The organism is Pseudomonas taiwanensis (genome assembly GCF_013393345.1).
In the GTDB taxonomy this organism is placed as follows: domain Bacteria; phylum Pseudomonadota; class Gammaproteobacteria; order Pseudomonadales; family Pseudomonadaceae; genus Metapseudomonas; species Metapseudomonas resinovorans_C.
In genome coordinates this window covers 168,840-192,387 of the sequence record NZ_QJRF01000039.1, presented here as the reverse complement: position 1 = coordinate 192,387, position 23,548 = coordinate 168,840, and the positions used below count along the sequence as shown (strand labels likewise).

General features: G+C 63.5%; 21 protein-coding genes. 12 read left to right on the top strand and 9 right to left on the bottom strand.

The genetic code is table 11. The features are described 5' to 3' along the window. Positions 1–6: 6 nt before the first annotated feature. The 5 genes from aguA to DM872_RS05975 form a co-directional block, all read right to left on the bottom strand. On the bottom strand, positions 7–1,113 hold the full coding sequence (gene aguA / locus DM872_RS05995) for an agmatine deiminase (RefSeq protein ID WP_179058590.1): 1,107 nt from the start codon (positions 1,111–1,113) through the stop codon (positions 7–9). Between the two features lie 85 nt (positions 1,114–1,198). After that, positions 1,199–2,077: an N-carbamoylputrescine amidase gene (gene aguB / locus DM872_RS05990; protein WP_179058589.1), complete on the bottom strand. Its 879-nt coding sequence runs from the start codon at positions 2,075–2,077 to the stop codon at positions 1,199–1,201. 195 nt (positions 2,078–2,272) lie between these two features. After that, entirely contained in the window at positions 2,273–2,917 is a 645-nt protein-coding gene (locus DM872_RS05985) for a TetR/AcrR family transcriptional regulator (protein ID WP_179058588.1), read from the bottom strand. A 170-nt stretch (positions 2,918–3,087) separates the two neighbouring features. After that, complete coding sequence (locus tag DM872_RS05980) at positions 3,088–4,146, bottom strand: polyamine ABC transporter substrate-binding protein (RefSeq protein ID WP_179058587.1); 1,059 nt, start codon at positions 4,144–4,146, stop codon at positions 3,088–3,090. 150 nt (positions 4,147–4,296) lie between these two features. Beyond that, positions 4,297–5,682 carry a glutamine synthetase family protein gene (locus tag DM872_RS05975; RefSeq protein ID WP_077524091.1) on the bottom strand — a complete coding sequence of 462 codons (1,386 nt, stop codon included), beginning with the start codon at positions 5,680–5,682 and terminating at the stop codon, positions 4,297–4,299. Positions 5,683–5,960: 278 nt separating this feature from the next. Between DM872_RS05975 and DM872_RS05970 the strand changes: the two genes are divergently transcribed. The 8 genes from DM872_RS05970 to DM872_RS05935 all read left to right on the top strand — a co-directional run bounded on the left by DM872_RS05970 (position 5,961) and on the right by DM872_RS05935 (position 15,289). Further along, positions 5,961–6,713: a gamma-glutamyl-gamma-aminobutyrate hydrolase family protein gene (locus DM872_RS05970; protein ID WP_179058586.1), complete on the top strand. Its 753-nt coding sequence runs from the start codon at positions 5,961–5,963 to the stop codon at positions 6,711–6,713. 140 nt (positions 6,714–6,853) lie between these two features. Beyond that, positions 6,854–8,212 carry a glutamine synthetase family protein gene (locus DM872_RS05965; protein WP_179058585.1) on the top strand — a complete coding sequence of 453 codons (1,359 nt, stop codon included), beginning with the start codon at positions 6,854–6,856 and terminating at the stop codon, positions 8,210–8,212. A 62-nt stretch (positions 8,213–8,274) separates the two neighbouring features. Further along, the gene (locus tag DM872_RS05960) at positions 8,275–9,642 is read left to right on the top strand and encodes an aspartate aminotransferase family protein (protein WP_179058584.1); all 1,368 of its coding nucleotides are present in this window, start codon (positions 8,275–8,277) and stop codon (positions 9,640–9,642) included. Positions 9,643–9,800: 158 nt separating this feature from the next. Then, entirely contained in the window at positions 9,801–10,901 is a 1,101-nt protein-coding gene (locus DM872_RS05955) for a polyamine ABC transporter substrate-binding protein (RefSeq protein ID WP_179058583.1), read from the top strand. 163 nt (positions 10,902–11,064) lie between these two features. Beyond that, entirely contained in the window at positions 11,065–12,135 is a 1,071-nt protein-coding gene (locus tag DM872_RS05950; RefSeq protein WP_373273683.1) for a polyamine ABC transporter substrate-binding protein, read from the top strand. Positions 12,136–12,274: 139 nt separating this feature from the next. Further along, complete coding sequence (locus DM872_RS05945; protein ID WP_179058581.1) at positions 12,275–13,417, top strand: ABC transporter ATP-binding protein; 1,143 nt, start codon at positions 12,275–12,277, stop codon at positions 13,415–13,417. A 23-nt stretch (positions 13,418–13,440) separates the two neighbouring features. Continuing rightward, on the top strand, positions 13,441–14,322 hold the full coding sequence (locus DM872_RS05940; RefSeq protein ID WP_179058602.1) for an ABC transporter permease subunit: 882 nt from the start codon (positions 13,441–13,443) through the stop codon (positions 14,320–14,322). Positions 14,323–14,404: 82 nt separating this feature from the next. Then, entirely contained in the window at positions 14,405–15,289 is an 885-nt protein-coding gene (locus tag DM872_RS05935) for an ABC transporter permease subunit (protein ID WP_179058580.1), read from the top strand. 110 nt (positions 15,290–15,399) lie between these two features. Here DM872_RS05935 and DM872_RS05930 read toward each other — a convergent pair whose 3' ends face one another. Next, positions 15,400–16,152: an NRDE family protein gene (locus DM872_RS05930; protein WP_179058579.1), complete on the bottom strand. Its 753-nt coding sequence runs from the start codon at positions 16,150–16,152 to the stop codon at positions 15,400–15,402. A 169-nt stretch (positions 16,153–16,321) separates the two neighbouring features. On the opposite strand from DM872_RS05930, the gene DM872_RS05925 reads away from it, so the two are divergent. From DM872_RS05925 to DM872_RS05910, 4 genes are read left to right on the top strand one after another with little or no spacing between them, the layout of a single operon-like run. Next, positions 16,322–17,104: a sulfite exporter TauE/SafE family protein gene (locus DM872_RS05925; protein ID WP_179058578.1), complete on the top strand. Its 783-nt coding sequence runs from the start codon at positions 16,322–16,324 to the stop codon at positions 17,102–17,104. Positions 17,105–17,113: 9 nt separating this feature from the next. Beyond that, positions 17,114–17,914, top strand: a complete 801-nt coding sequence (gene lgt / locus DM872_RS05920) for a prolipoprotein diacylglyceryl transferase (RefSeq protein WP_179058577.1) — start codon at positions 17,114–17,116, stop codon at positions 17,912–17,914. Continuing rightward, entirely contained in the window at positions 17,914–18,708 is a 795-nt protein-coding gene (locus tag DM872_RS05915) for a thymidylate synthase (protein WP_179058576.1), read from the top strand. The genes lgt and DM872_RS05915 overlap by 1 nt, the downstream gene beginning before the upstream one ends. Positions 18,709–18,755: 47 nt before the next feature. Then, on the top strand, positions 18,756–19,754 hold the full coding sequence (locus tag DM872_RS05910) for a ribonuclease T2 family protein (RefSeq protein WP_179058575.1): 999 nt from the start codon (positions 18,756–18,758) through the stop codon (positions 19,752–19,754). A 62-nt stretch (positions 19,755–19,816) separates the two neighbouring features. On the opposite strand, the gene DM872_RS05905 is transcribed toward DM872_RS05910, so the two are convergent. The 3 genes from DM872_RS05905 to DM872_RS05895 form a co-directional block, all read right to left on the bottom strand. Then, the gene (locus tag DM872_RS05905) at positions 19,817–20,551 is read right to left on the bottom strand and encodes a hypothetical protein (RefSeq protein ID WP_179058574.1); all 735 of its coding nucleotides are present in this window, start codon (positions 20,549–20,551) and stop codon (positions 19,817–19,819) included. 158 nt (positions 20,552–20,709) lie between these two features. Continuing rightward, positions 20,710–22,080, bottom strand: coding sequence for a GTPase/DUF3482 domain-containing protein (locus tag DM872_RS05900; protein ID WP_179058573.1), 1,371 nt, complete (start codon positions 22,078–22,080; stop codon positions 20,710–20,712). Next, positions 22,073–23,470 carry a DUF2868 domain-containing protein gene (locus tag DM872_RS05895; protein WP_179058572.1) on the bottom strand — a complete coding sequence of 466 codons (1,398 nt, stop codon included), beginning with the start codon at positions 23,468–23,470 and terminating at the stop codon, positions 22,073–22,075. The genes DM872_RS05900 and DM872_RS05895 overlap by 8 nt, the downstream gene beginning before the upstream one ends. Positions 23,471–23,548 lie beyond the last annotated feature (78 nt).

The window sequence follows — 23,548 nt, the reverse complement described above, 5'->3', positions numbered from 1 at the left end:
CTTCGCTCAGCGCTTCTGCGGCGCCGGTTGCTGCTGGGTGATGCAGTGGATGTTGCCGCCGCCGAGGAGGATCTCGCGGCCGGGCACCATCACCACTTCGTGCTGCGGGAAGATGCGCTTGAGGATGGCTTCGGCCGTGGCGTCCTTCGCGTCGTCGAACTTCGGCGCAACGATGCCGCCGTTGACGATCAGGAAGTTCACGTAGGAACCGGCCAGGCGAATCGACGGATCGCGTTCCTGGGTGCCTTCCACCAGGTCCACGCCCGCGCATTCTTCCTCGGTGGCGTAGATCGGGCCGGGGATCGGCATCTTGTGCACGACCAGTTGGCGGCCCTTGGCGTCGCGAGCGTGCTCCAGCACCTTCATGGCGGCCTGGCAGCGTGGGAAGTTCGGGTCGTGCGGATCGTCGGTCCAGGCCAGCAGGACTTCGCCTGGGCGCACGTAGCAGCAGAAGTTGTCCACGTGGCCGTCGGTCTCGTCGTTGTAGAGACCATCCGGCAGCCAGATCACGGTCTGCACCGCCAGTTGCTCGCGCAGCACCGCCTCGATTTCCTCACGGGAAAGGTGCGGGTTGCGGTTCTTGTTCAGCAGGCATTCTTCGGTGGTGATCAGGGTGCCTTCGCCGTCGACGTGGATCGAGCCGCCTTCCAGCACGAAGCCGTCGGTGCGGTAGCGCTTGCTGCCTTCGATCTCGAGGACCTTGCGCGCCACCTGGTCGTCGCGGTTCCAGGGGAAGTAGAGGCCGCCATCGAAGCCGCCCCAGGCGTTGAAGGTCCAGTCCACGCCGCGTACGTCGCCATTGTCGTTGACCACGAAGGTCGGGCCGGTATCGCGGACCCAGGCATCGTCGGTGCTGATTTCCACCACGCGGATGTTCGGCTCGTCGAGGCGCGCGCGGGCGTTCTCGTACTGATTGGCCGAGACGCAGACGGTCACCGGCTCGAAGCGGGCAATGGCCTTGGCCACAGCGGTGAAGGCCGCTTGCGCGGGTTTGCCGCCAAGGCGCCAGTTGTCCGGGCGCTCCGGCCAGACCATCCAGGTGCGAGTATGGGGTTCCCATTCGGCCGGCATGCGGAAGCCGTCGTCACGGGGGAGGCTGTTCAGAGTGTTCATCGATCCACCATCGGTATGGAATGGGGCAGGGGACAACCTGCTGGCGAACAGTGCATCGCCATCAGGTTGGCCCCTGTTTTAACTGTCAGGACTCGAGGGAGCCGTCCAGGGTCTTGATCGGGGAGTATAGGTTCGGGCGACGGTCGCGGAACACACCCCAGGCGCTGCGCACGTGCTCGAGTTTGTCCAGGTCGAAGCTGTGCACCAGGATGCCTTCCTCGGTCTCGTTCAGTTCCTGGACCTTGGCGCCGAACTGGTCGGCGATGAAGGAGGAGCCGTAGAAGGTGATGTCGTAGCCGTCCTGTTCTTCCTTGCCGATGCGGTTGGACGCTACCAGCGGCATCAGGTTGGCTCCGGCATGGCCTTGCTGCACGCGCTGCCAGTGGTCACGGGAGGTGATGTTGGCGTCGTGCGGCTCGCTGCCGATGGCGGTCGGGTAGAAGAGAATCTCGGCACCCAGCAGGGCCATGCTGCGCGCGGCTTCCGGGAACCACTGGTCCCAGCAGATGCCCACGCCGATCTTGGCGTAGCGGGTGTTCCAGACCTTGAAGCCGGTGTCGCCCGGGTTGAAGTAGTACTTCTCGTGGTAGCCGGGGCCGTCCGGGATGTGGCTCTTGCGATAAACGCCGAGGTTGGAGCCGTCGGCATCGATGATGGCGATGCTGTTGAAGCGTGCGCGGCCGGCTTGCTCGAAGTAGCTGATGGGCAGCACGACTTGGAGTTCCTTCGCGACATTCTGGAAATGCGCGATGGCTTCGTTGGTTTCGGTCGACGTCGCCAGCTGCAGGTAATCCGGGTTCGGCTTTTGGCAGAAGTAAGGGGTCTCGAAGAGCTCCTGGATCAGGATGATCTGCGCGCCCTTGGCCGCGGCCTGGCGAACCAGTTTCTCGGCGTTGGCGATATTCGCGGCGCGATTCCAGGAGCAGGCCATCTGAGTGGCGGCGACGGTAACGATGCGGGACATGAGACACCTCGTCAGGACGAATAAGAGCCCGTTGCCGGATTTCTATCGGCAATCGGGGATATTTCCGTGCTGGCGGAGTGTGCCGCCGTGCGGATGGCGACTTTATATCCGATAAAAATCTGCTTTCAAAGCGAGATTTATCTATCGAAAGCTAAATTTCGATTTATTTGCGGATAAATATCGGAATTTGTCGGATCAGATTTCCCGCAACGCCGCTCGTTTTGGCAGGTAGGGCGGCAAGTACAAACCCAGGTAGGCATCGAATACGCGCATGCCTTCCTCGGCCAGGCGCGGGGTGATTTCGCCGTGCAGCTGCACCGAACGGGCGTAGACGCGGTCGCCCAGTTCCATGGCCAGGGCGAAGACATCGACATCCTCGGGCAACGCCGGCAGCTCGAAGTGACGTTCGAACAGGGCGTGCATGAGCCGTCCCAGTTCAATGTCGTGCTGGCGGTCAGCCTGGGTGACTTCGGTGAGACCGTGCTGGGCGAGGATCAGCTGACGCGCAGCGGCGTCGGCGCCGTAGATCGACAACATCCGTTCCTCCACCAGTCGCGACAGGTCGTGCCAGTGGCGCAGGCGCTCGTGCTCTATGGGCTCCTGGAGGCAGGCGCGGAACGCCGCGTGGATATCCGCGGTGAGGGCTTCGAGTATCGCCGGGACGCTGGAGAAGAAGTGATAGACGGAGGAGGGCGGCATTTCCGCCCGCTCGGCGACGCTGTAGATCGACAGGTTGGCCACGCCCTGTTCCGCGAGCAGGGTGCGGGCGGCATCGAGAATCCCGGCGATGCGCAGCTGGCTGCTGGCGCGGGGCTTGCGAGCGGTGGCGTGGCGCGGCATGGGTAGCTCCTTTCCGAAGAGCCGCTATTGGACGCCAGGCGGTGGTTCTGGAGCAAGAGAGTGTATGAATCACCCCCTCTCCCGCTTGCGGAGAGGGTTGGGGAGAGGTAGGGGCTGGCTTGCCAGCGAATGGCCGTTTTTCGCTAGCAAGCTAGCTCCTACAAGGCGCCTTACTGACCCTCGCGGAAGGCGGTCCACACCTCATCACGCGTAGCACTGAGTTTCTCCGGCACGGGCTCGACCGGGAACAGGCGCCGCTTGGTGTCCTTGTCCGGGTACAGGCCCGGCTGGTTGCGCAGGGACTCGTCCAGGTACTGGCGGGCGTCGGCGTTGCCGCTGGGGTAGAGGGTCGCGCCGGTGACCTTGGCCGCAACCTCTGGGCGCAGCATGAAGTCGATGAACCTGTGCGCGAGGTCGGCACGGTTGGCGCTGGTGGGGATCGCCAGGTTGTCGATGAACAGCACCGAGCCTTCGTCCGGGACCATGAAGGTCACTGGCTGGCCGGCAGCGGCGGCGTTCAGGGCGTCACCGACCCAGGCCATCGCGATGCAGAGCTTGCCGGCGTTGAGGTCGGCGATGTAGCGCTCGCTGTCGATGTAGCGCAGGTTCGGTCGCAGTCCGGTGAGGGTCTCGGCGCTGCGCTTGAGACGGCTCGGCGCACTGCGGGCGAGGTTTCGGCCCTGGTAGTTGAGCAGCACGGCAAGGGTCTCGTCGGGGGCGTCCAGCAGGCTGATGCCACACTGGCCGAGGCGCGCACTCTGCTCGGCATCGAACAGCAGGCTCCAGCTGTGGGGCAGCGGGCCGCCGAAGGCCTTCTCCGCCTGGGGCGTATTCACGGCGAGGCCGACTGCGCCCCAGAGGTAGGGCACGGCGTGCTGGTTGTTTGGGTCCATCGCGGCCAGCTTGCTCAGCAGCTGTTTGTCCAGGTGCTGGCGGTTGGGCAGGCGGGAGAAGTCCAGGGGTTGCAGACGACCTTCCTTGATCAGTCGTGGCAAGTCGTTATGGGAGGGCACGGCAACGTCGATGGGCTCGCCGCTGGCCAATGCCTTGTCCAGTTCATCGGCGCTGCTGAAGGTGCGGTAATCGACCTTGATGCCGGTTTCCTTCTGGAATGCTTCCAGCACCTCCGGGGCAATGTAGTCGTTCCAGTTGTAGACACGGATCAGGTCGTCGGCCTGGGCCAGTGCGGGGAGCAATGCGAGCAACAGTGGGGCGAGCAAACGGGGCATGACGTCCTCCCTGGTAGAGCATGCGGGTTCTGTTTGTTCTGGTTTACGGGTGCTGCAAGGCGACGGCAGCCGGAATGACGTGCCGCGCCGGGTGTTGCAAAGGTTTCAGATACAACAACGCCGGCCCTGGGGCCGGCGTTGTGGACTCGCTTACACGGTATGCAGGTACCAGTTGTACTCGAGGTCGGAGATGGAGTGTTCGAACTCCTCCAGCTCGCTTTCCTTACAGGCGACGAAGATGTCGATGTAATCCGGGCTGATGTATTTGGCCAGGACTTCGCTGTCGTCCAGCTCGCGCAGGGCATCGCGCAGGTTGTTCGGCAGGCTCTGCTCCAACTGCTCGTAGGAGTTGCCTTCGATAGGCGTGCTCGGCTCGATTTTGTTGGTCAGTCCATGGTGAATACCGGCCAGGATGGCCGACATCATCAGGTAGGGGTTGGCGTCGGCACCGGCCACGCGGTGCTCGATGCGCACGGCATCCGAACTGCCGGTGGGCACGCGGACTGCCACGGTGCGGTTGTCCAGGCCCCAGCTTGGCGCGTTCGGTACGTAGAACTGCGCGCCGAAACGGCGGTAGGAGTTCACGTTCGGGCACAGGAAGCCCATGGACGCAGGCATGGTCTCGAGCACACCGCCGACCGCGTGACGCAAAGCGGCGTTCTGCTCGGGATCATCTGAGGTGAAGATGTTCTTGCCGGTCTTCTTGTCGATCAGCGAGATATGCACGTGCAGACCGTTGCCCGCCTGGCCCGGGTAGGGCTTGGCCATGAAGGTGGTGTCCATCTCATGGTCGTAGGCGATGTTCTTGATCAGGCGCTTGAGCAGCACGGCGTAGTCGCAGGCCTTCAGAGCGTCTTCGACATGGTGCAGGTTGACTTCGAACTGGGCCGGGGCGCTTTCCTTGACGATGGCGTCGGCAGGGATGCCCTGGACCTTGGCACCTTCGAGGATGTCCTGCAGGCAGTCGGCGTATTCGTCGAGGTCGTCGATCAGGTAAACCTGGGTCGACTGCGGTCGCTTGCCCGAGATGGGCGAGCGCGGCGGCTGCGGACGGCCATTAATGTTCTCCTGGTCGATCAGGTAGAACTCCAGCTCGAACGCGGCGCAGATGGTCAGGCCGAGGTCATCGAACTTTTCCACCACACGACGCAGGACCTCGCGCGGGTCGGCGAAGAAGGGTTCACCTTCGCCTTCGACCTCATGCATGGTCATCAGCAGTTGCGCGGTCGGGCGCTTTTGCCAGGGTTCGTCGCTGAGGGTGCTGGGGATGGGGTAGCAGATGCGGTCTGCATCGCCGATGTCCAGGCCGAGGCCGGTGCTTTCGACGGTGGAACCGTTGATATCGAGAGCGAAGATCGAAGCGGGGAGGTTGATGCCTTTCTCGTAGACTTTGGTCAGGCTGGCGCGTTCGATTCGCTTGCCTCGCACGACTCCATTCATATCTGCAATCAACAGGTCGACGAACTGGACCTCAGGATGCTCCTTAAGGAATTCGTTCGCTTCTTGAAGCTGAACGGCACGCGGGGGTACCGACATGATGCAACACCTTTTTTGTTAAAAATATCAATCACGCTCAATCTAAGGTGTGAGTCAATCCGAATCACCCCTTGATGTCAAGCGAGCCCTATTTTGCCCCAAAAATGGGCTCGATGGCCAGTTTTGGGGCGTTCTGGGGCATCCGAACCTCTCTCCGAACCTTGTCGGCTGCGGTGCTCAGCGGGGCGTGTTCAATTTTTTACAGCCCTATTGTGTAAAAAAATGAACAACGCTAAGCTCGGTCGAAACCCAAATCAGACAAATAATACGGGTGTCTCATGTCTCGCCTGCCGTTGATCGGCGTATCCGCTTGCACCAGAGAGATCGGTCCTCAGACCTATCATATAGCTGGTGAGAAGTATCTGCGTGCGGTAGCGGTCGGAGCCGGTGGAATTCCGCTGGTAATTCCGGCCCTGGCTGAACTGATGGACCAAGCGACTCTCCTGGCCAGCCTGGACGGTCTTCTCTTCACCGGCTCCCCGTCGAATGTGGAGCCCCATCATTATCAGGGCCCCGCATCCGAGCCCGGCACCCGTCACGATCCCGCCCGGGATCGCACTACGCTTCCTCTGGTCCGTGCGGCCATCGCCGCCGGTATTCCCGTTCTGGGCATCTGCCGTGGTTTCCAGGAAATGAACGTGGCCTTTGGCGGCACCCTGCACCAGCGTGTGCATCTAGTAGAAGGATTCATGGACCACCGCGAGCCGGCCGACGAGCCGTTCGAGGTGCAATACGCTCCCCGGCACCCGATCCAGGTGCAGCCGGGTGGCGTGCTCGACGGCATCGGCTTGCCGTCCGAGATTCTAGTCAACTCCATTCATGGCCAGGGCGTTGAACGTCTGGCGCCGGGCCTGCATGTAGAGGCTCTGGCGCCTGATGGGTTGGTCGAGGCCTTTTCGGTCGAAGGCGCCAGTAGCTTTGCCCTCGGGGTGCAGTGGCATCCCGAATGGCAAGTGCAGACCAACCCGAACTATCTCGCCATCTTCCAGGCCTTTGGTGAGGCTTGCAGGGAGAAGGCGGGGAAACGCTGAGCGGGAGAACTCTTCAGGAAACCGGCGAAGTTGCCGTGTTGCGCAGTTCGGACTGTACTGATCGCGGCGGTGTTTCGATGGGCGTGAATGCCACGAACCTGCTGAAGCCTCCTAGTGAAGCTCTCAACCCTGAGGTCTTTATGACTACCAAGCTCGACCAGCTGACCAGCTGGCTGAAAGAACGCAAAATCACCGAAGTTGAATGCATGATCAGCGATCTTACCGGCATCGCCCGCGGTAAGATTTCGCCGACCAACAAGTTCCTGGACGAGAAGGGCATGCGCCTCCCCGAGAGCGTGCTGCTGCAAACCGTGACCGGCGACTATGTTGAGGACGACATCTATTACGAGCTGCTCGACCCGGCGGACATCGACATGTTCTGCCGGCCGGACCAGAGCGCCGTCTACCTGGTGCCCTGGGCCATCGAGCCCACCGCCATGGTTATCCATGACACCTTCGACAAGCAGGGCAACCCCATCGAGCTGTCCCCGCGCAACATCCTGAAGATGGTGCTCAAGCTGTACGCGGATAAAGGCTGGAAGCCCATCGTCGCGCCGGAGATGGAGTTCTACCTGACCAAGCGCTGCGACGACCCCGACTTCCCGCTGCAAGCCCCGCTGGGCCGTTCGGGCCGCCCGGAAACCGGTCGCCAGTCCTTCTCCATCGATGCAGCGAACGAATTCGACCCGCTGTTCGAGGACATGTACGACTGGTGCGAGACGCAGGACCTGGACCTCGACACCCTGATCCACGAAGAAGGCCCCGCCCAGATGGAAATCAACTTCCGTCATGGCGATGCCCTCGACCTGGCCGACCAGATCCTGGTGTTCAAGCGCACCATGCGCGAGGCCGCCCTCAAGCACAACGTGGCGGCGACCTTCATGGCCAAGCCGATCACCGATGAGCCGGGCAGCGCCATGCACCTGCACCAGAGCGTGGTCGACATCAAGACCGGGAAGAACATCTTCTCCAATGATGACGGCTCCATGAGCGAGCTGTTCCTGAGCCACATCGGCGGCCTGCAGAAGTACATCCCCGAGGTCCTGCCGCTGTTCGCGCCGAACGTGAACTCCTTCCGCCGATTCCTGCCGGATACCTCCGCGCCGGTGAACGTGGAGTGGGGTGAGGAGAACCGCACCGTGGGCCTGCGCGTACCGGATGCCGGTCCGCAGAACCGCCGCGTGGAAAACCGCCTGGCCGGCGCCGACGCCAACCCCTACCTGGCCATCGCCGCCAGCCTGCTGTGTGGCTACATCGGCATGGTGGAAGGCGTGAAGCCGAGCGCACCGGTCAAGGGCCGTGGCTATGAACGCCGCAACCTGCGCCTGCCGCTGACCCTTGAGGCGGCGCTGGAGCGCATGGAGTCCTGCCGGGACATCGAGAAATATCTGGGCGGCAAGTTCGTGACGGCCTATGTGGCGGTCAAGCGTGCCGAGCATGAAAACTTCAAACGGGTGATCAGCTCCTGGGAGCGTGAGTTCCTGCTGCTCTCCGTCTGATCCGGAACGGAGGCCGGCCGACCCGGCCGGCCCTCCAGACGTGTGTTTACTGAGGTATAGAAATGAACAGCCAAGTGACCAACCCCAAGACCCTTGAATGGCAAGCGCTCGGTCGTGACCACCACCTGCCGCCGTTCACCGACTACAAGGCGCTGAACGCCAAGGGTGCGCGGATCATCACCAAGGCCGAAGGCGTGTACATCTGGGATAGCGAAGGCAACAAGATCCTCGATGGCATGGCCGGCCTGTGGTGCGTCAACGTCGGCTACGGCCGTGAGGAGCTGGTTCAGGCGGCTACCCGGCAGATGCGTGAACTGCCCTTCTACAACCTGTTCTTCCAGACCGCGCACCCGCCGGCAGTGGAGCTTTCCAAGGCGATCGCCGAGATCGCGCCGGAAGGCATGAACCACGTGTTCTTCACCGGTTCCGGTTCGGAAGCCAACGACACCGTGCTGCGCATGGTCCGCCACTACTGGGCGACCAAGGGGCAGCCGCAGAAGAAAGTCATCATCGGCCGCTGGAACGGCTACCACGGCTCCACCGTGGCCGGTGTCAGCCTCGGCGGCATGAAGGCCCTGCACGAGCAGGGTGACCTGCCGATTCCGGGCATCGAGCACATCGCCCAGCCCTACTGGTTCGGCGAGGGCGGCGACATGGCGCCGGCCGAATTCGGTGTCTGGGCCGCCGAGCAGCTGGAGAAGAAGATTCTCGAAGTGGGCGAGGACAAGATCGCTGCCTTCATCGCCGAACCCATCCAGGGTGCCGGTGGCGTGATCGTCCCGCCGGAAACCTACTGGCCGAAGATCCGCGAGATCCTCGCCAAGTACGACATCCTGTTCATCGCCGACGAAGTGATCTGCGGCTTCGGCCGTACCGGCGAATGGTTCGGCAGCCAGTACTACGGCAACGCCCCGGACCTGATGCCGATCGCCAAGGGCCTGACCTCCGGCTACATCCCCATGGGCGGCGTGATTGTCCGTGATGAGATCGTCCATACCCTGAATGAGGGTGGGGAGTTCTACCACGGCTTCACCTACTCTGGTCATCCAGTGGCGGCGGCGGTTGCGCTGGAGAACATCCGCATCCTCCGCGAAGAGAAGATCGTCGAGAAAGTGAAGGCCGAAACGGCACCGTATTTGCAGCAGCGCTGGCAGGAGCTGGCCGACCATCCGTTGGTGGGCGAGGCGCGCGGTGTCGGCATGGTGGCGGCGCTGGAGCTGGTCAAGAACAAGCAGACCCGTGAACGCTTCGCCGGTGGTGTGGGGATGCTGTGCCGCGAGCACTGCTTCCGCAATGGCCTGATCATGCGCGCGGTGGGTGACACCATGATCATCTCGCCGCCGCTGGTGATCAGCAAAGACGAAGTCGACGAACTGGTGACCAAGGCACGCAAGTGCCTGGACCTCACCCTGGCTGAAGTCAAAGGCTAAGAAAAAGAGGGCTTGATGGTGGCATTTAGGGACGCCGCCTGTTGTAAGCAAGCCCTCTACCTTGCCAGACTTCGCCGGTGCGTTGGCCAGGCTCACCGAGTGGTGACGTATTCGGTACGACGCCACTCGGACACTTCAACAAAAATGGAGCTACCCGCATGATCAAAACCTTCGGCAAGACCCTGCTCGCCATGACCCTGGCGGGCGCCGTGGCCGGCATGGCCCAGGCTGACGACAAAGTGCTGCACGTCTACAACTGGTCGGACTACATCGCACCGACCACCGTCGAGAAGTTCACCAAGGAAACCGGCATCAAGGTCGTCTACGACGTCTTCGATTCCAACGAGACTCTTGAAGCCAAGCTCCTGGCGGGCAAATCCGGCTATGACATCGTGGTGCCGTCCAACAACTTCCTGGCCAAGCAGATCAAGGCCAAGGTTTATCAGCCGCTGGACAAGTCCAAGCTGCCGAACTGGAAGAACCTGGACACCAACCTGCTGAAGACCGTCGAAGTGTCCGACCCGGGCAACCAGTACGCCTTCCCCTACATGTGGGGCTCCATCGGCATCGGCTACAACCCGGACAAGGTCAAGGCTGTACTGGGCGACAACGCCCCGGTCGATTCCTGGGATCTGCTGTTCAAGCCGGAAAACATCGAGAAGCTGAAGTCCTGCGGCGTTTCCTTCCTCGACTCGCCGACCGAGATCCTGCCGATCGCGCTGAAGTACCTGGGCCACGATCCGCTGAGCCAGGACCCGAAACAGCTGAAGGAAGCCGAGGCGCTGTTCCTCAAGATCCGTCCGCACATCACCTATTTCCACTCCTCCAAGTACATCTCGGACCTGGCCAACGGCAACCTCTGCGTGGCAGTCGGCTACTCGGGTGACGTGTACCAGGCCAAGTCCCGCGCCGAAGAGGCCAAGGGTGGCGTGAAGGTCGCCTACAACATTCCGAAAGAAGGCGCCGGCACCTTCTTCGACATGGTCGCCATTCCGGCTGATGCCGCGAACACCGAAGCCGCCTATGCGTTCATGAACTTCCTGATGAAGCCGGAAATCATGGCCGAGATCACCAACGAGGTGCAGTTCCCTAACGGTAACGCTGCTGCCACCCCGCTGGTTGACGAGGCGATCCGCAAGGACCCGGGCATCTACCCGACCGCGGACACCATGGCCAAGCTCTACGCCTTCCCGGACCTGCCGTCCAAGGTGCAACGCGCCATGACCCGTACCTGGACCACCATCAAGTCGGGCAAGTAAGCACGGCTGCCGTGCCCGGCGGGGACATCCCCGCCGGTGCCCGGACCGCGCTGCGCAACACCACGAGTTGACTGGCCCCGGTTGCTGGAATGACCCGGGCTTCTTCCGGCTTCGCCGGATAACAGAAGAGGACGAACCTGTGCACTTCCCCATCCGCAAGATGATGATCACTGCCGCCGCCACCTTGACCCTGGTTTCCCAGGTCCAGGCGGATCAGACGGTGCATATCTACAACTGGTCGGACTACATCGGCGAGACCACCTTGGCGGATTTCCAGAAGGAAACCGGCATCAAGCCGGTGTATGACGTCTTCGACTCCAACGAGACCCTGGAAGGCAAGTTGCTGGCGGGCCGTACGGGCTACGACCTGGTCGTGCCGTCCAACCACTTCCTCGGCAAACAGATCAAGGCGGGCGCATTCCAGAAACTCGACCGCAACCAACTGCCCAACTGGCAGAACCTGGACCCCAACCTGCTCAAGCAGCTCGAGCGCAACGACGCGGGCAATCTCTACGCCGTTCCCTACCTGTGGGGTACCAACGGCATCGGTTACAACGTCGAGAAGGTCAAGGCCGCGCTCGGCGTCGACCACATCGATTCGTGGGCGGCGATCTTCGAACCCGAGAACATCAAGAAGCTCAGCCAGTGCGGCGTGGCCTTCCTCGACTCGGCCGATGAGATGATCCCCGCCGTGCTGAATTACATGGGCCTGGACCCCAACAGCACCAACCCGGACGACTACAAGAAGGCCGAAGAGAAGCTGATGGCGGTACGTCCCTACGTGACCTACTTCCACTCGTCCAAGTACATCGGCGACCTGGCCAATGGTGACATCTGCGTCGCCGCCGGTTTCTCCGGTGACATCTTCCAGGCCGCCTCGCGCGCCGAGGAAGCCGGCAAGGGCATCCAGATCGCCTACGCGATCCCGAAAGAAGGCGGCAACCTCTGGTTCGACATGCTGGCCATTCCGGCCGATGCAGCGAACGCCAAGGAAGCCCACACCTTCATCAACTATCTGCTCAAGCCCGAAGTAATCGCCAAGGTCAGCGATTACGTCGGCTATGCGAACCCCAACCTCAAGGCTGGGGAGTTCATGGATCAGGAAGTGCGCACCGATGAGTCCGTCTACCCGCCACAAGCGGTGCTGGACAAGCTCTATGTTTCGGCGGAACTGCCGCCGAAGGTCCAGCGGCTGATGACCCGCAGCTGGACCAAGGTCAAGTCGGGCAAATGATGCAAAACCGGCGCGTCCGTAGTGTGGCGGGCGCGTCGGATCAACCCAGGCGGTATCAGGCAGGGAGCCTGATTCACGCCCATGCTGTACAAACCCGCCCGGCCGCGGTGGTCGGGTAGCAATTTCTGGGAGTGTGGTAATGGCAATAGCCTCCGGTGCCTACAAGAAAGCCCTTGAGGGCAACCAGCAACCCAAAGAGGTGCTGGTAAAGATCGACCGGGTAACCAAGAAGTTCGACGAGACGGTGGCCGTGGACAGCGTGTCCCTGGACATCAAGAAGGGCGAAATCTTCGCTCTCCTCGGCGGTTCCGGTTCGGGTAAATCAACCTTGCTGCGGATGCTCGCGGGCTTCGAGCGGCCGTCTGAAGGGCGCATCTTCCTCGATGGCGTCGACATCACCGACATGCCGCCCTACGAGCGCCCGATCAACATGATGTTCCAGTCCTATGCGCTCTTCCCGCATATGACTGTTGCGCAGAACATCGCCTTCGGACTCAAACAGGACAAGCTCCCGGCCGCCGAGGTCGACGAGCGCGTCAACGAGATGCTCAAGCTCGTGCAGATGACCCAGTTCGCCAAGCGCAAGCCGCACCAGCTGTCCGGTGGCCAGCGTCAGCGCGTGGCCCTGGCCCGCTCCCTGGCCAAGCGTCCGAAGCTGCTGCTGCTCGATGAGCCCATGGGCGCCCTGGACAAGAAACTGCGTTCGCAGATGCAGCTGGAACTGGTGGAGATCATCGAGCGTGTGGGTGTGACCTGCGTGATGGTGACCCACGACCAGGAAGAGGCCATGACCATGGCCCAGCGCATCGCGATCATGCACCTGGGGTGCATCGAGCAGATCGGCAGCCCTGTGGATATCTACGAAACGCCCATCAGCCGCCTGGTGTGCGAGTTCATCGGCAACGTCAACCTCTTCGACGGCGAAGTGGTGGAAGACTACGAGGCCCATGCGCTGATCGCCTGCCCGCAACTGGAGCGCCCGATCTACGTCGGCCACGGCGTGACCACCTCGGTGCAGGACAAACGCATCACCTACGCCCTGCGTCCGGAAAAGCTGCTGGTGACCACCGAACAGCCGACCTGCGAATACAACTGGTCGCGCGGCCGGGTCCACGACATCGCCTACCTGGGCGGTCACTCGGTGTTCTACGTCAAGCTGCCGAACGGCTCGGTCGTCCAGTCCTTCGTCGCCAACGCCGAGCGCCGTGGCGCCCGTCCGACCTGGGATGACGAAGTGTTCGTATGGTGGGAAGACGACAGCGGCGTGGTGCTGCGGTCATGAAAATTCCCAAACTGAGAAACCTGATACCGACCGGACGACACCTCGTCATCGGGGTACCGTTCTTCTGGCTGTTCCTGTTCTTCCTGCTGCCCTTCGCCATCGTGCTGAAGATCAGCTTCGCCGAAGCCGACGTGGCGATCCCGCCGTACACGGAGATCTACACCTGGGCGGAAAACCAGCTGCAGGTCGTCCTCAACCTGGGCAACTACGTGATGCTCAGCGAAGACGAACTGTACCTGGCGGCCTATCTGGGTTCGTTGAAGGTCGCCTTCCTCAGCACGTTGCTGTGCCTGTTGATCGGCTACCCGATGGCCTACGCCATCGCCCGTGCCAGCAAGGAAGCGCAGACCGTGCTGCTGCTGCTGATCATGATGCCGACCTGGACTGCGATCCTGATCCGCGTCTACGCCTGGATGGGCATCCTCAGCAACAACGGCCTGCTCAACAGCTTCCTGATGGGACTTGGCCTGATCGACGAGCCGCTGCAGATCCTCAACACCAACCTGGCGGTGTACATCGGTGTCGTCTATTCGTACCTGCCGTTCATGATCCTGCCGCTTTACGCCAACCTGGTGAAGCATGACCCGAGCCTGCTGGAGGCTGCTTCGGACCTCGGTTCGAGCACGTTCAACAGCTTCTGGAAGATCACCGTGCCGCTGTCGAAGAACGGCATCATCGCCGGCTCCATGCTGGTGTTCATCCCGGTGGTGGGCGAGTTCGTGATCCCGGAACTGCTCGGCGGCCCGGAGACCCTGATGATCGGCAAGGTGCTGTGGCAGGAGTTCTTCAACAACCGCGACTGGCCGGTGGCGTCCGCCCTGGCAGTGGTGATGCTGGCGATCCTGATCGTGCCCATCATTCTCTTCAACCGTAACCAGGCCAAAGAGCTGGAGGGCAAGGTATGAATCATCTGTTCGGATCGTGCCCATCATTCTCTTCAACCGACTCTCCATCCAGAAGCTGGGCGAAGGAACTGGAGGGCAAAGTATGAAACGCTTCAGTTTCTCCAACCTGATGCTGTGGGCAGGCCTGCTGTTCATCTACCTGCCGATGGTCATCCTGGTGATCTACTCCTTCAACGCCTCCAAGCTGGTAACGGTCTGGGGCGGCTGGTCGGTGAAATGGTACGTGGGCCTGCTGGACAACACCCAGCTGATGAACTCGGTGGGCCGCTCCCTGGAGATCGCCATCTACACCGCGGTTGCCGCTGTAGCCCTGGGTACCCTGGCTGCCTTCGTGCTGACCCGCATCCCGCGTTTCCGTGGCCGCACGATGTTCGGCGGCATGGTCACCGCGCCGCTGGTAATGCCCGAGGTGATCACCGGTCTGTCGCTGCTGCTGCTCTTCGTGGCCATGGCGCAACTGATCGGCTGGCCCCAGGAGCGTGGCATCGTGACCATCTGGATCGCCCACACCACCTTCTGCTCGGCCTACGTGGCCATCGTGGTGTCGGCGCGACTGCGTGAGCTGGACCTGTCCATCGAAGAAGCGGCCATGGACCTGGGCGCGCGGCCGTGGAAGGTGTTCATCCTGATCACCATTCCGATGATCGCGCCGTCCCTGGCGGCAGGCGGCATGATGTCCTTCGCCCTGTCCCTGGACGACCTGGTACTGGCGAGCTTCGTCTCCGGTCCCGGTTCCACCACCCTGCCGATGGAGGTCTTCTCCGCCGTGCGTCTGGGCGTGAAACCGGAGATCAACGCCGTGGCCAGCCTGATCCTGCTGACCGTCTCGCTGTTCACCTTCTTTGCCTGGTACTTCACCCGCCGGGCCGAGGAGCGTCGCAAGCGCGCCATCCAGCAGGCGATGGAAACCATGGCCGAGGAAGCCGCTTCCTCCAACTGGAAACCGGCTGCCACCCAAGCTGCCTGATCCAGTGCTGAAAATACAAAGGCCACCTTCGGGTGGCCTTTGTCGTCTCTGCGAAGCGTTTATTCAGTAGGAGCGGGTGTGGGCGAAGGAATCCGCCCCACCCTGGACAATCAGTCCTTCAGCTCCATCCGCACATCCCCCAGCTTCGCGCCGTAGGGCCCGTAGCTGCGCTCCACCAGCTCGCGGCTGCCGTCGGCGCGGACGATCAGCGCCGAACTGGCACGGGTGCCGTAGGTGCGGGTGGCGATGAACACGCTGGAGAGCATGCGCTCGGTGTTCAGCCCCACGCCGGTGTCCGGCAGGATGTGGTCCTGCGCAACCTCCGGGTCGTGCAGCAGATTGAGCAGGGCATCGGTCGAGGGCGGGTTCAGGCATTCGGCGATGGCCGCCTTGCCGCGCTCGACCTTGGGCCAGGGCGTATCCAGATCGGCGTTGGAGACGCCATAGATGCCCGGCTTGAGGTTGATCGGGCCGCCGCTGCGCGGGTTGAGGAACCACAGCTCTCGGTCGTCCCCCACCAGCAGGTTGAACCCCGAGTAGTCGTTAGCGCGGCGCAGCGCATCCTCGAGGAATTCGCCTGGCCCCATGGTTCCGCGCAGGAACTGCACGCAGAGCTCGCCACGGGTGCGGCCGACCGGGGGCGTTCGGGGGTCGCGGATATTGGTGAGGGCGGCGAAGCGGCCTTTGGGCCCGGCGCCGAGCCAGGTGCCTCCGGCTTCCAGGTCGCGCCCAGCGATCACGCCAGGTGCGTCTTCCCAGTTCGCCATGGACAGTGTGGGACGTGCGTAGAATTCATCTCGGTTTGCAGCGAGCACCAGCGGGACTTCGTGTCCGGGGCGCCATGCGAATACGATCAGGCACATGGAGTCGTCTCCTTTTTATGAGCCGGAGTGTAGCAGCCGGTAGGAAAACTACATCAGCTGCAAATGTCTACTTCCGGGTTATCGGCAGCTTCCGTCGAACGTCCATCTCCACGCGGTGGAGCCAGAAACAGCCTTCCGTTAACATGCCGCTTTGTTTTCGGGGGTGTCCATGGAATTCCTGCTCTACCTGGTGCTCGGCGCCTGCGCCGGAGTGCTGGCCGGGCTGTTTGGCGTCGGCGGCGGCATGATAATCGTGCCGGTGCTGGTATTCAGCTTCACCGCCCAAGGATTCGATCCCGGCATCCTCACGCACCTGGCAGTCGGTACCTCCCTGGCCACCATCATCTTCACCTCGATCAACTCGGTGCGCGAGCATCATCGCAAGGGTGCGGTGCGCTGGCCGATATTCGCCTGGATGGCCGTCGGCATCCTCATCGGCGCCGGCTTCGGTTCGCTGACCGCCGCCACCATCCAGGGCCCGATGTTGCAGAAGATCATCGGTGTCTTCGCCATACTGGTAGCCATCCAGATGGGCCTGGACCTGAAGCCCAAGGCCAGTCGCGATGTCCCTGGCAAGCCGGGGCTGACCCTGGCAGGTGCGGTGATCGGCTGGGCTTCTGCCATCTTCGGGATCGGCGGCGGCTCCCTGACCGTGCCCTTCCTGACCTGGCGCAGCGTACCCATCCAGCAGGCTGTGGCCACCTCCGCGGCCTGCGGGCTGCCGATTGCCGCGGCGAGCGCGTTGTCGTTCATGGTGCTGGGCTGGAACAACGCCAACCTGCCGCCCTACAGCTTTGGCTTCGTCTACCTTCCGGCGCTGGTCGGCATTGCCGCCACCAGCATGTTCTTCGCCCGCTTCGGTGCGCGCCTGGCCCATAGGCTATCGCCGCGCCTGCTGAAGCGCCTGTTCGCCCTGCTGCTGCTGACAGTGGGCCTGAATTTCCTGATCTAAGGAGCTGTGATGCTGGCTTATCCCCAGATCGATCCGGTAGCGCTGGCTATCGGCCCGCTGAAGATCCACTGGTACGGCCTGATGTACCTCATCGGCATCGGGGGTGCCTGGTGGCTGGCCTCGCGTCGCCTGAAGGCCTTCGACCCCACCTGGAGCAAGGAAAAGCTCTCCGACCTGGTGTTCTGGGTCGCCCTCGGCGTCATCGCCGGCGGTCGTCTTGGTTACGTCTTGTTCTACGATCTGTCGGCGTACATCGCCAATCCGCTGCTGATCCTCGAAGTCTGGAAGGGCGGCATGTCGTTCCACGGCGGCCTGATCGGCGTGATGCTGGCCACCCTCTGGTTCGGCAAGCGCAACAACAAGAGCTTCTTCCAGCTGATGGACTTCATCGCGCCGCTGGTCCCCATCGGCCTGGGCGCCGGCCGCATCGGCAACTTCATCAACGCCGAGCTCTGGGGCAAGGCCACCGACCTGCCCTGGGCGATGATCTTCCCCACCGACCCGGCGCAGTTGCCGCGCCATCCGTCGCAGCTGTACCAGTTCGCCCTGGAAGGCGTGGCACTGTTCGCCATCCTCTGGTTCTATTCGCGCAAACCCCGCCCGACCATGGCCGTTTCCGGCATGTTCGCGCTGTTCTACGGTCTTTTCCGCTTCGCGGTGGAGTTCGTCCGCGTACCGGATGCCCAACTCGGTTACCTGGCCTTCGGCTGGCTGACCATGGGCCAGATCCTCTGCCTGCCGATGATCTTCGGCGGCATCGCCCTGATTGTCTGGGCCCATCGCCGCCAGGCTGCCCAAGGAGTCGTCTGATGAAACAGTATCTCGACCTGATGCGCCGCGTGCGCGAGACCGGCACCTTCAAGAGCGACCGCACCGGCACCGGCACCTATAGCGTGTTCGGCCACCAGATGCGCTTCGACCTGGCCGACGGCTTCCCCATGGTGACCACCAAGAAGTGCCACCTGAAATCCATCGTCCATGAGCTGCTGTGGTTCCTCCAGGGCGATACCAACATCAAGTACCTGAAGGACAACGGCGTCTCCATCTGGGATGAATGGGCCGACGAAGAGGGCAACCTTGGGCCGGTCTACGGCTACCAGTGGCGCTCCTGGCCGGCGCCCAATGGCGAGTCCATCGACCAGATCGCCAAGGTGGTGGAAATGATCAAGAAGAACCCGGACTCGCGCCGGCTGATCGTTTCCGCCTGGAACCCGGCCCTGGTGGATGAGATGGCGCTGCCGCCCTGCCACGCGCTGTTCCAGTTCTACGTGGCCAACGGCAAGCTGAGCTGCCAGCTGTACCAGCGCTCCGCCGATATCTTCCTCGGCGTGCCCTTCAACATCGCCAGCTATGCCTTGCTGACCCTGATGGTGGCCCAGGTCTGCGACCTGGAGCCGGGCGAGTTCATCTGGACCGGCGGCGACTGCCACCTGTACGCCAACCACATCGAGCAGACCGACCTGCAGCTCACCCGCGAGCCGCTGCCGTTGCCGACCATGAAGATCAATCCGGACGTGAAGGACCTGTTCGCCTTCAAGTTCGAGGACTTCGAACTGGTGGGCTACCAGGCGCATCCGCACATCAAGGCGCCGGTCGCCGTCTGATCCACCGGGGCGACAAACGCCCCGGTCTTCCGCTGACAGGAGTCACCATGAAAGCCCCGCTTGCAGCCCTGCTCACGGGGCTTTTCGGCCTCTGGCCGTCCTTCATCGCCTGGGCCGAGCCGGCCCAGGGCAGCTTCGTCGCCAGCCAGCGTTGCGAGGCCTTCCAGTCCATCCGCAAGCAGAGCAATCCGGACGACCTCAAGGTGGAGCCGGGCCAGCGCTACGAAGTGGTGGAGGTCAACACGAGCGATTACGACTGGCTGCGAATCCGCATTCCGGGCAGTGCCACGCCGCTGCGCTGGGTTGCGGCCGATTGCGGGGCCGTTGAAGGGTTGGTGTTCAACACCGGCAAGCCCGCGAAGACCGAAAGCAGCGGCGACATCTGCAGCCTGCCGGACCAGCATGACGGCTACGTGCTGGCGGCCACCTGGCAGCCGGGCTTCTGCGAGCACGCGTCCTACAAGGGCAGCAAGCCCGAATGCGAGGGCCTGGAGTCCGGTGAGCTGAAAATCTCCCACCTGACCCTGCATGGCCTATGGCCTAATCGACAATCCTGCGGCAAGCGCTACGGTCACTGCGCCGGACCCGATCTCAAGCTCAGCGCGGACACACTGGCCTACCTCCGCCCATGGATGCCGAACTTCCGTTACGGCACCAGCTTCGGGCGCTACCAGTGGGACAAGCACGGTGTCTGCCAGACGCAGATGGACGACGACGCCTACTTCCGCCGCGCGGTGGATCTGGTGCGCCAGCTGGACCAGTCGGCGGCGGGCCAGTACGTCGTTGCCAATATCGGCGGCGCCATTTCGAAACGCTTGTTCTATGAGCGCGTGGAGAAAGACTTCGGTAGCCGCGATGCGCAGAACAACTTCCTGCTCATTTGCAGCGGTCAGTACCTGCAGGAGATTCGTGTCGCCCTGCCCCGTGAACTGAATCAGGCTGACAATCTGGTCGATGTAGTCGATGGGCAGTTCGCCGCGAGTCGCGCGCGGGATCGCAGCGAATGCCGTGCTGATCGCATCCAGATCGAAGCCGGCGGACGCTGATCCGGGGTGCTCCGAGCTGCTTCGGGGACACCCTCGGCAGCCCGGCTGATGCGCGTCGCGGGCTAGTTCAGGTTCGCCGCCAGCTCGTCGAGATCGTCGGCTGCGCGACTGAGATAGAACTCGGCACCGCCATGGGTGCGGCCGCCGCCTTGCTGTAGCTGGGCGCGCACGAAGCGGTAGTTGGTCCGGGCCTTGCCCAGCACTGCGGCGTGTTCCGGATGGCCAGCGAGCAACTGGTCGAAGCGCTGTTCGATGTCGGCATCCAGCCCCGCCGCCTGAGCCTCGGGCAGGGCGAAGTCCAGCTTGTTGGGCAAGGGATAGGCGCGAAGCTGATAGTCCAGCAGCACGCTGGCCAGTGCCTGGCTCTGCGCGTTGAACGGTGCGCCAGGGTCGGCTGCCGAATCCTGTTTCATGTCTGCGGAAAGCGCCTGGGCGGCTTGCTCCAGACCCCGTTCATGCTCCAGCAACTGGCCCACCAGTTCCGGGAATCGGGCCGCCTGATCGCGCGGCAGGGCGTCGAGTGTATTGAACAACTTTTCCATGGCCTGCACCGGACGCTGCAGCGACTCAGGACTGCCGAGCTGGACGATGAGCCGGTTCAGGGTGTTGAGGTGGTAGAAGGTTGCCTTCAGGGCGCGGGGATCGGGCTCGCGCTCCTGAGGATTGAAATAGACCATGGCACTGGCGCAGAGCAGGCGGCTATGGCTGCTCAGCTCCCCCAGGTGCCGGGCATCCTGCTCACTACCCCAGGCCAACGGGCTCAGCAGGCAGAACAGCATCAACAACTTGCGCATCATCCATCTCTCCCGGTTCTTGTTTTTGTGTCGGGCGCGCTGGGGCGGGGAATCTGGCCCCTTGCCGGCACCGTGCATTCAGACGGTGGGCCCTGTTGAAGCGGCGGGCCAATCCTACGGGAGCGGAGGGTTTTCGGTAAGTCCTTGCCGCCGGTATGTCGTCAGGGCATGAGGCCAGTGGCCAGGGTCGCTACCTGCCCCTGGCGCTCCGCCTGTTCCAGCTCGGCACCCGGATTCAGCGACGACCATTCCGGATGGGCGCGGGCCTTGCCCAGTACTGGCGGCAGCTTGCCTTCCTGCCACTGCCTCGCCTCCGGCGTGTCGACGCGCACCGCGTCGAACGCCGCGTGGCCACGCGCGTCGAGCGCCGCCAGCAACTGCCGTTGACGCAGCGCCAGCAGGCGCAGGATGGCGTCGTCCACGGTCAGCTCGCGTTGTCCCTTGATCTTGCCCAGCAACCGTTCGCCATAGTGGCCGAAGGTCTGCCAGGCGCCGCCGGCGATGGCTCCGAGCGCCGCTGCCGCACCCAGCGTGAGGCCGCCCACGAGCAGGTCGACACTGGCGCCGGCCGCCGCCCCCGCGGCCATGCCGCCGCCCAGGCGAACGCCCAGTTGCTTGAGCGTTTCCGGGTTGAACAGATCGTCGCCCCAGCGGCCGCCCAGCAGCGGCAGGTCGCTGGTGGCGGCATCGTCCGGAGCGAAGGCGTAGAGGCGCAGCAGGGCTTCCACGCAACGTTGCTCACGCTGGCGCACCTGCTGGCGCAGGGCCTCTGTGGCCGCCTGGAGGGCGGCGTCCTGGGCCGGCACGCTGCGGCGGCAGGCGGCGACGTCCAGCAGGAGTTCGGCGATCAGGCGGCTACCGGCTTCCAGGCGTAACCGGCGTTGCGCCTGGTGATCGTCCACCAGCAGCTGCAACTGCGGACGGGCGCGTTCCAGCAGCAGGGCCAGGCTGTCGTAGAGCCGCTCTTCACCATCCAGCGGCGGCGCCACGCTGTCGAAGCGCACCAGCGCATGCAGGCCCAGGCGGGCGAGGGCCTCGCGCCAGTCGGCCTCACGGTGATTTTCGCTGGCGACGAAGTTCAGCACGGGCAGCAGCGGCCGTCCGCACATGGCGAGCACGGCCAGCTCATCGCGGTACTTGGCCAGCACCGGCTCGCGGGCGTCGATCACATAGAGCCCGGCGTCGGAGGCCAGCAGTTGGCGCAGCACCTTGGCCTCCTGCTCGAAACGCTGGCGTGCTTCGCTGCCGTCGAGGAAACGGGCGAGGCGGGCGGGGCCATCCAGGCGTTCGCCAGGGCGATCCAGTCGTTCCAGGTGATCGAGAAGGGCGATGGCGTCTTCCAGGCCCGGCGTGTCGTAAAGCTCCAGCAATGGCTGGCCGTCCACTGACAGGCGCGCCCCTTCCACGTGCCGGGTGGTGCTGGGGCGATGGGACACGTCGCCGAATGACCGATCACGCAGCAGGGTGCGCAACAGGGAGGTCTTGCCCACGTTGGTGTGGCCCACCACGGCGAGCTTCAAGGGTTTAGTCATGGCCGGTCTCCAGCCAGTGCAGGGGAGCCCCCTGAGCGTGGGTCAGGGCCAGACGGTCGAGTGCCTGGTGCCAATCTTCCAGGCGCTGGCTATCCAGGATCTCGCCTGAGGGTGGGGGCAGGAGCCAGATGCGGATCTGGCCCGCGCTGCGCGCAAGTTCGCCGATCAATGCCAGGGTGCCCCGATCCGGCGAGCGACGAGGGTCGCAGGCCACGGCGAGGCGTTCTGGCGGAAAGCGGCTGAGCTGGTCGAGCAAACGCTGGCGCTGTTCGCGGCTGTCGAGCACGCCTGCATCACCGACGCCTTTGGGCAGGGGCGGCGGCCAGGGGCGGCGATCATCCAGTTCGATCGCCACCAGCAGCGCACCCTGGCTGGCGCCATTCAGGCTGCCGGCGTGGGGTTCGACCAGTTCGGTCGGGGCGGCATCGCAAACGCCCAGACGCTCGCTGGCGGGCTGCAGGCGTTCGCGCAGCAAGCTGTAGCCAGGCAGGCTGAGGTCCAGGCCAAGGCGTGCACGTCCTTGTGACCAGCACCAGAAGCAGAACAGCCCCAGCAGCAGGCGCGGCAACAGGCCGTAGGTGAAGGTGACCCCCAGCAGCCAGCCTGACCAGGCCTGGCGCGCGGCTTCTTCGCCGACCACGCTGCTGCTGGCGCGAATGGTTGCGGCATCCGGCAGGCTGAAACCGAACAGGCTGGGAAGCGCGCCGAGGGCCTGGGTGAGGAAGACGAAGGTGTCGCTGCCGAGGATGGTGGTTTCCCAGACGAAACCGTAGCGACGGGTAGCGAGCAGGAGGAGGAGGACCGCGAGGGCGCTGCCCAGGGTCAGCAGCCAGACGCCGTGAACCAGGGTGCCCAGGCCCCAGCGGGTCAGGCGTTGGCGTTGCAGCAGCAGGAGCAGTGCGGGGGCCAGATGTGCGGCCTGGGCGTCCCGGGCGAGCTTGCCGCTGAGCCAAAGCCAGATGCGCCCCAGCACGCTGGCGCTGCTGCCGAGACAAAACGACAGGGCCCAACCGAGCAGCATCAGTAAATGCAGGCCGAGCAGGCTGCCCAATGCCCAGAACAGGTTGACCGGGCGTTGGCCATCGCCAAGGGCGGCAACCGCCAGGCCTGCGCCGCTGACCAGGGCGAGCACCAGCAGCAACAAGCCGGCGAGTCGTGCGCCCTGGCGCCAGTGCTGCAGGGCCTGTAGCTGCCCGTCGCGCTGGGCGAGCCAGAGCGCGCGGGCTTCGATGCGTGCGGTGAGGTCTCCGCCGGCGGCATTGGCGCGGCGGTTTGCCTCGGCGTCTTCGAGGGGGCCGGCGTGTTCTTCGCGCAGGCGGATGGCCTCGGTGAGCCAGAGCCGGTCGAGGCGGGAAAGGGCAGGGAGGGAGGCTGGATTGGGTTCGCTCACGAAGGGCTTCTTGGCCAAGGGTGAGCGTTGAGAATAACCGCTGGAAGCGGCCCCATCATCAAAAGAGAAGGCCGGCGC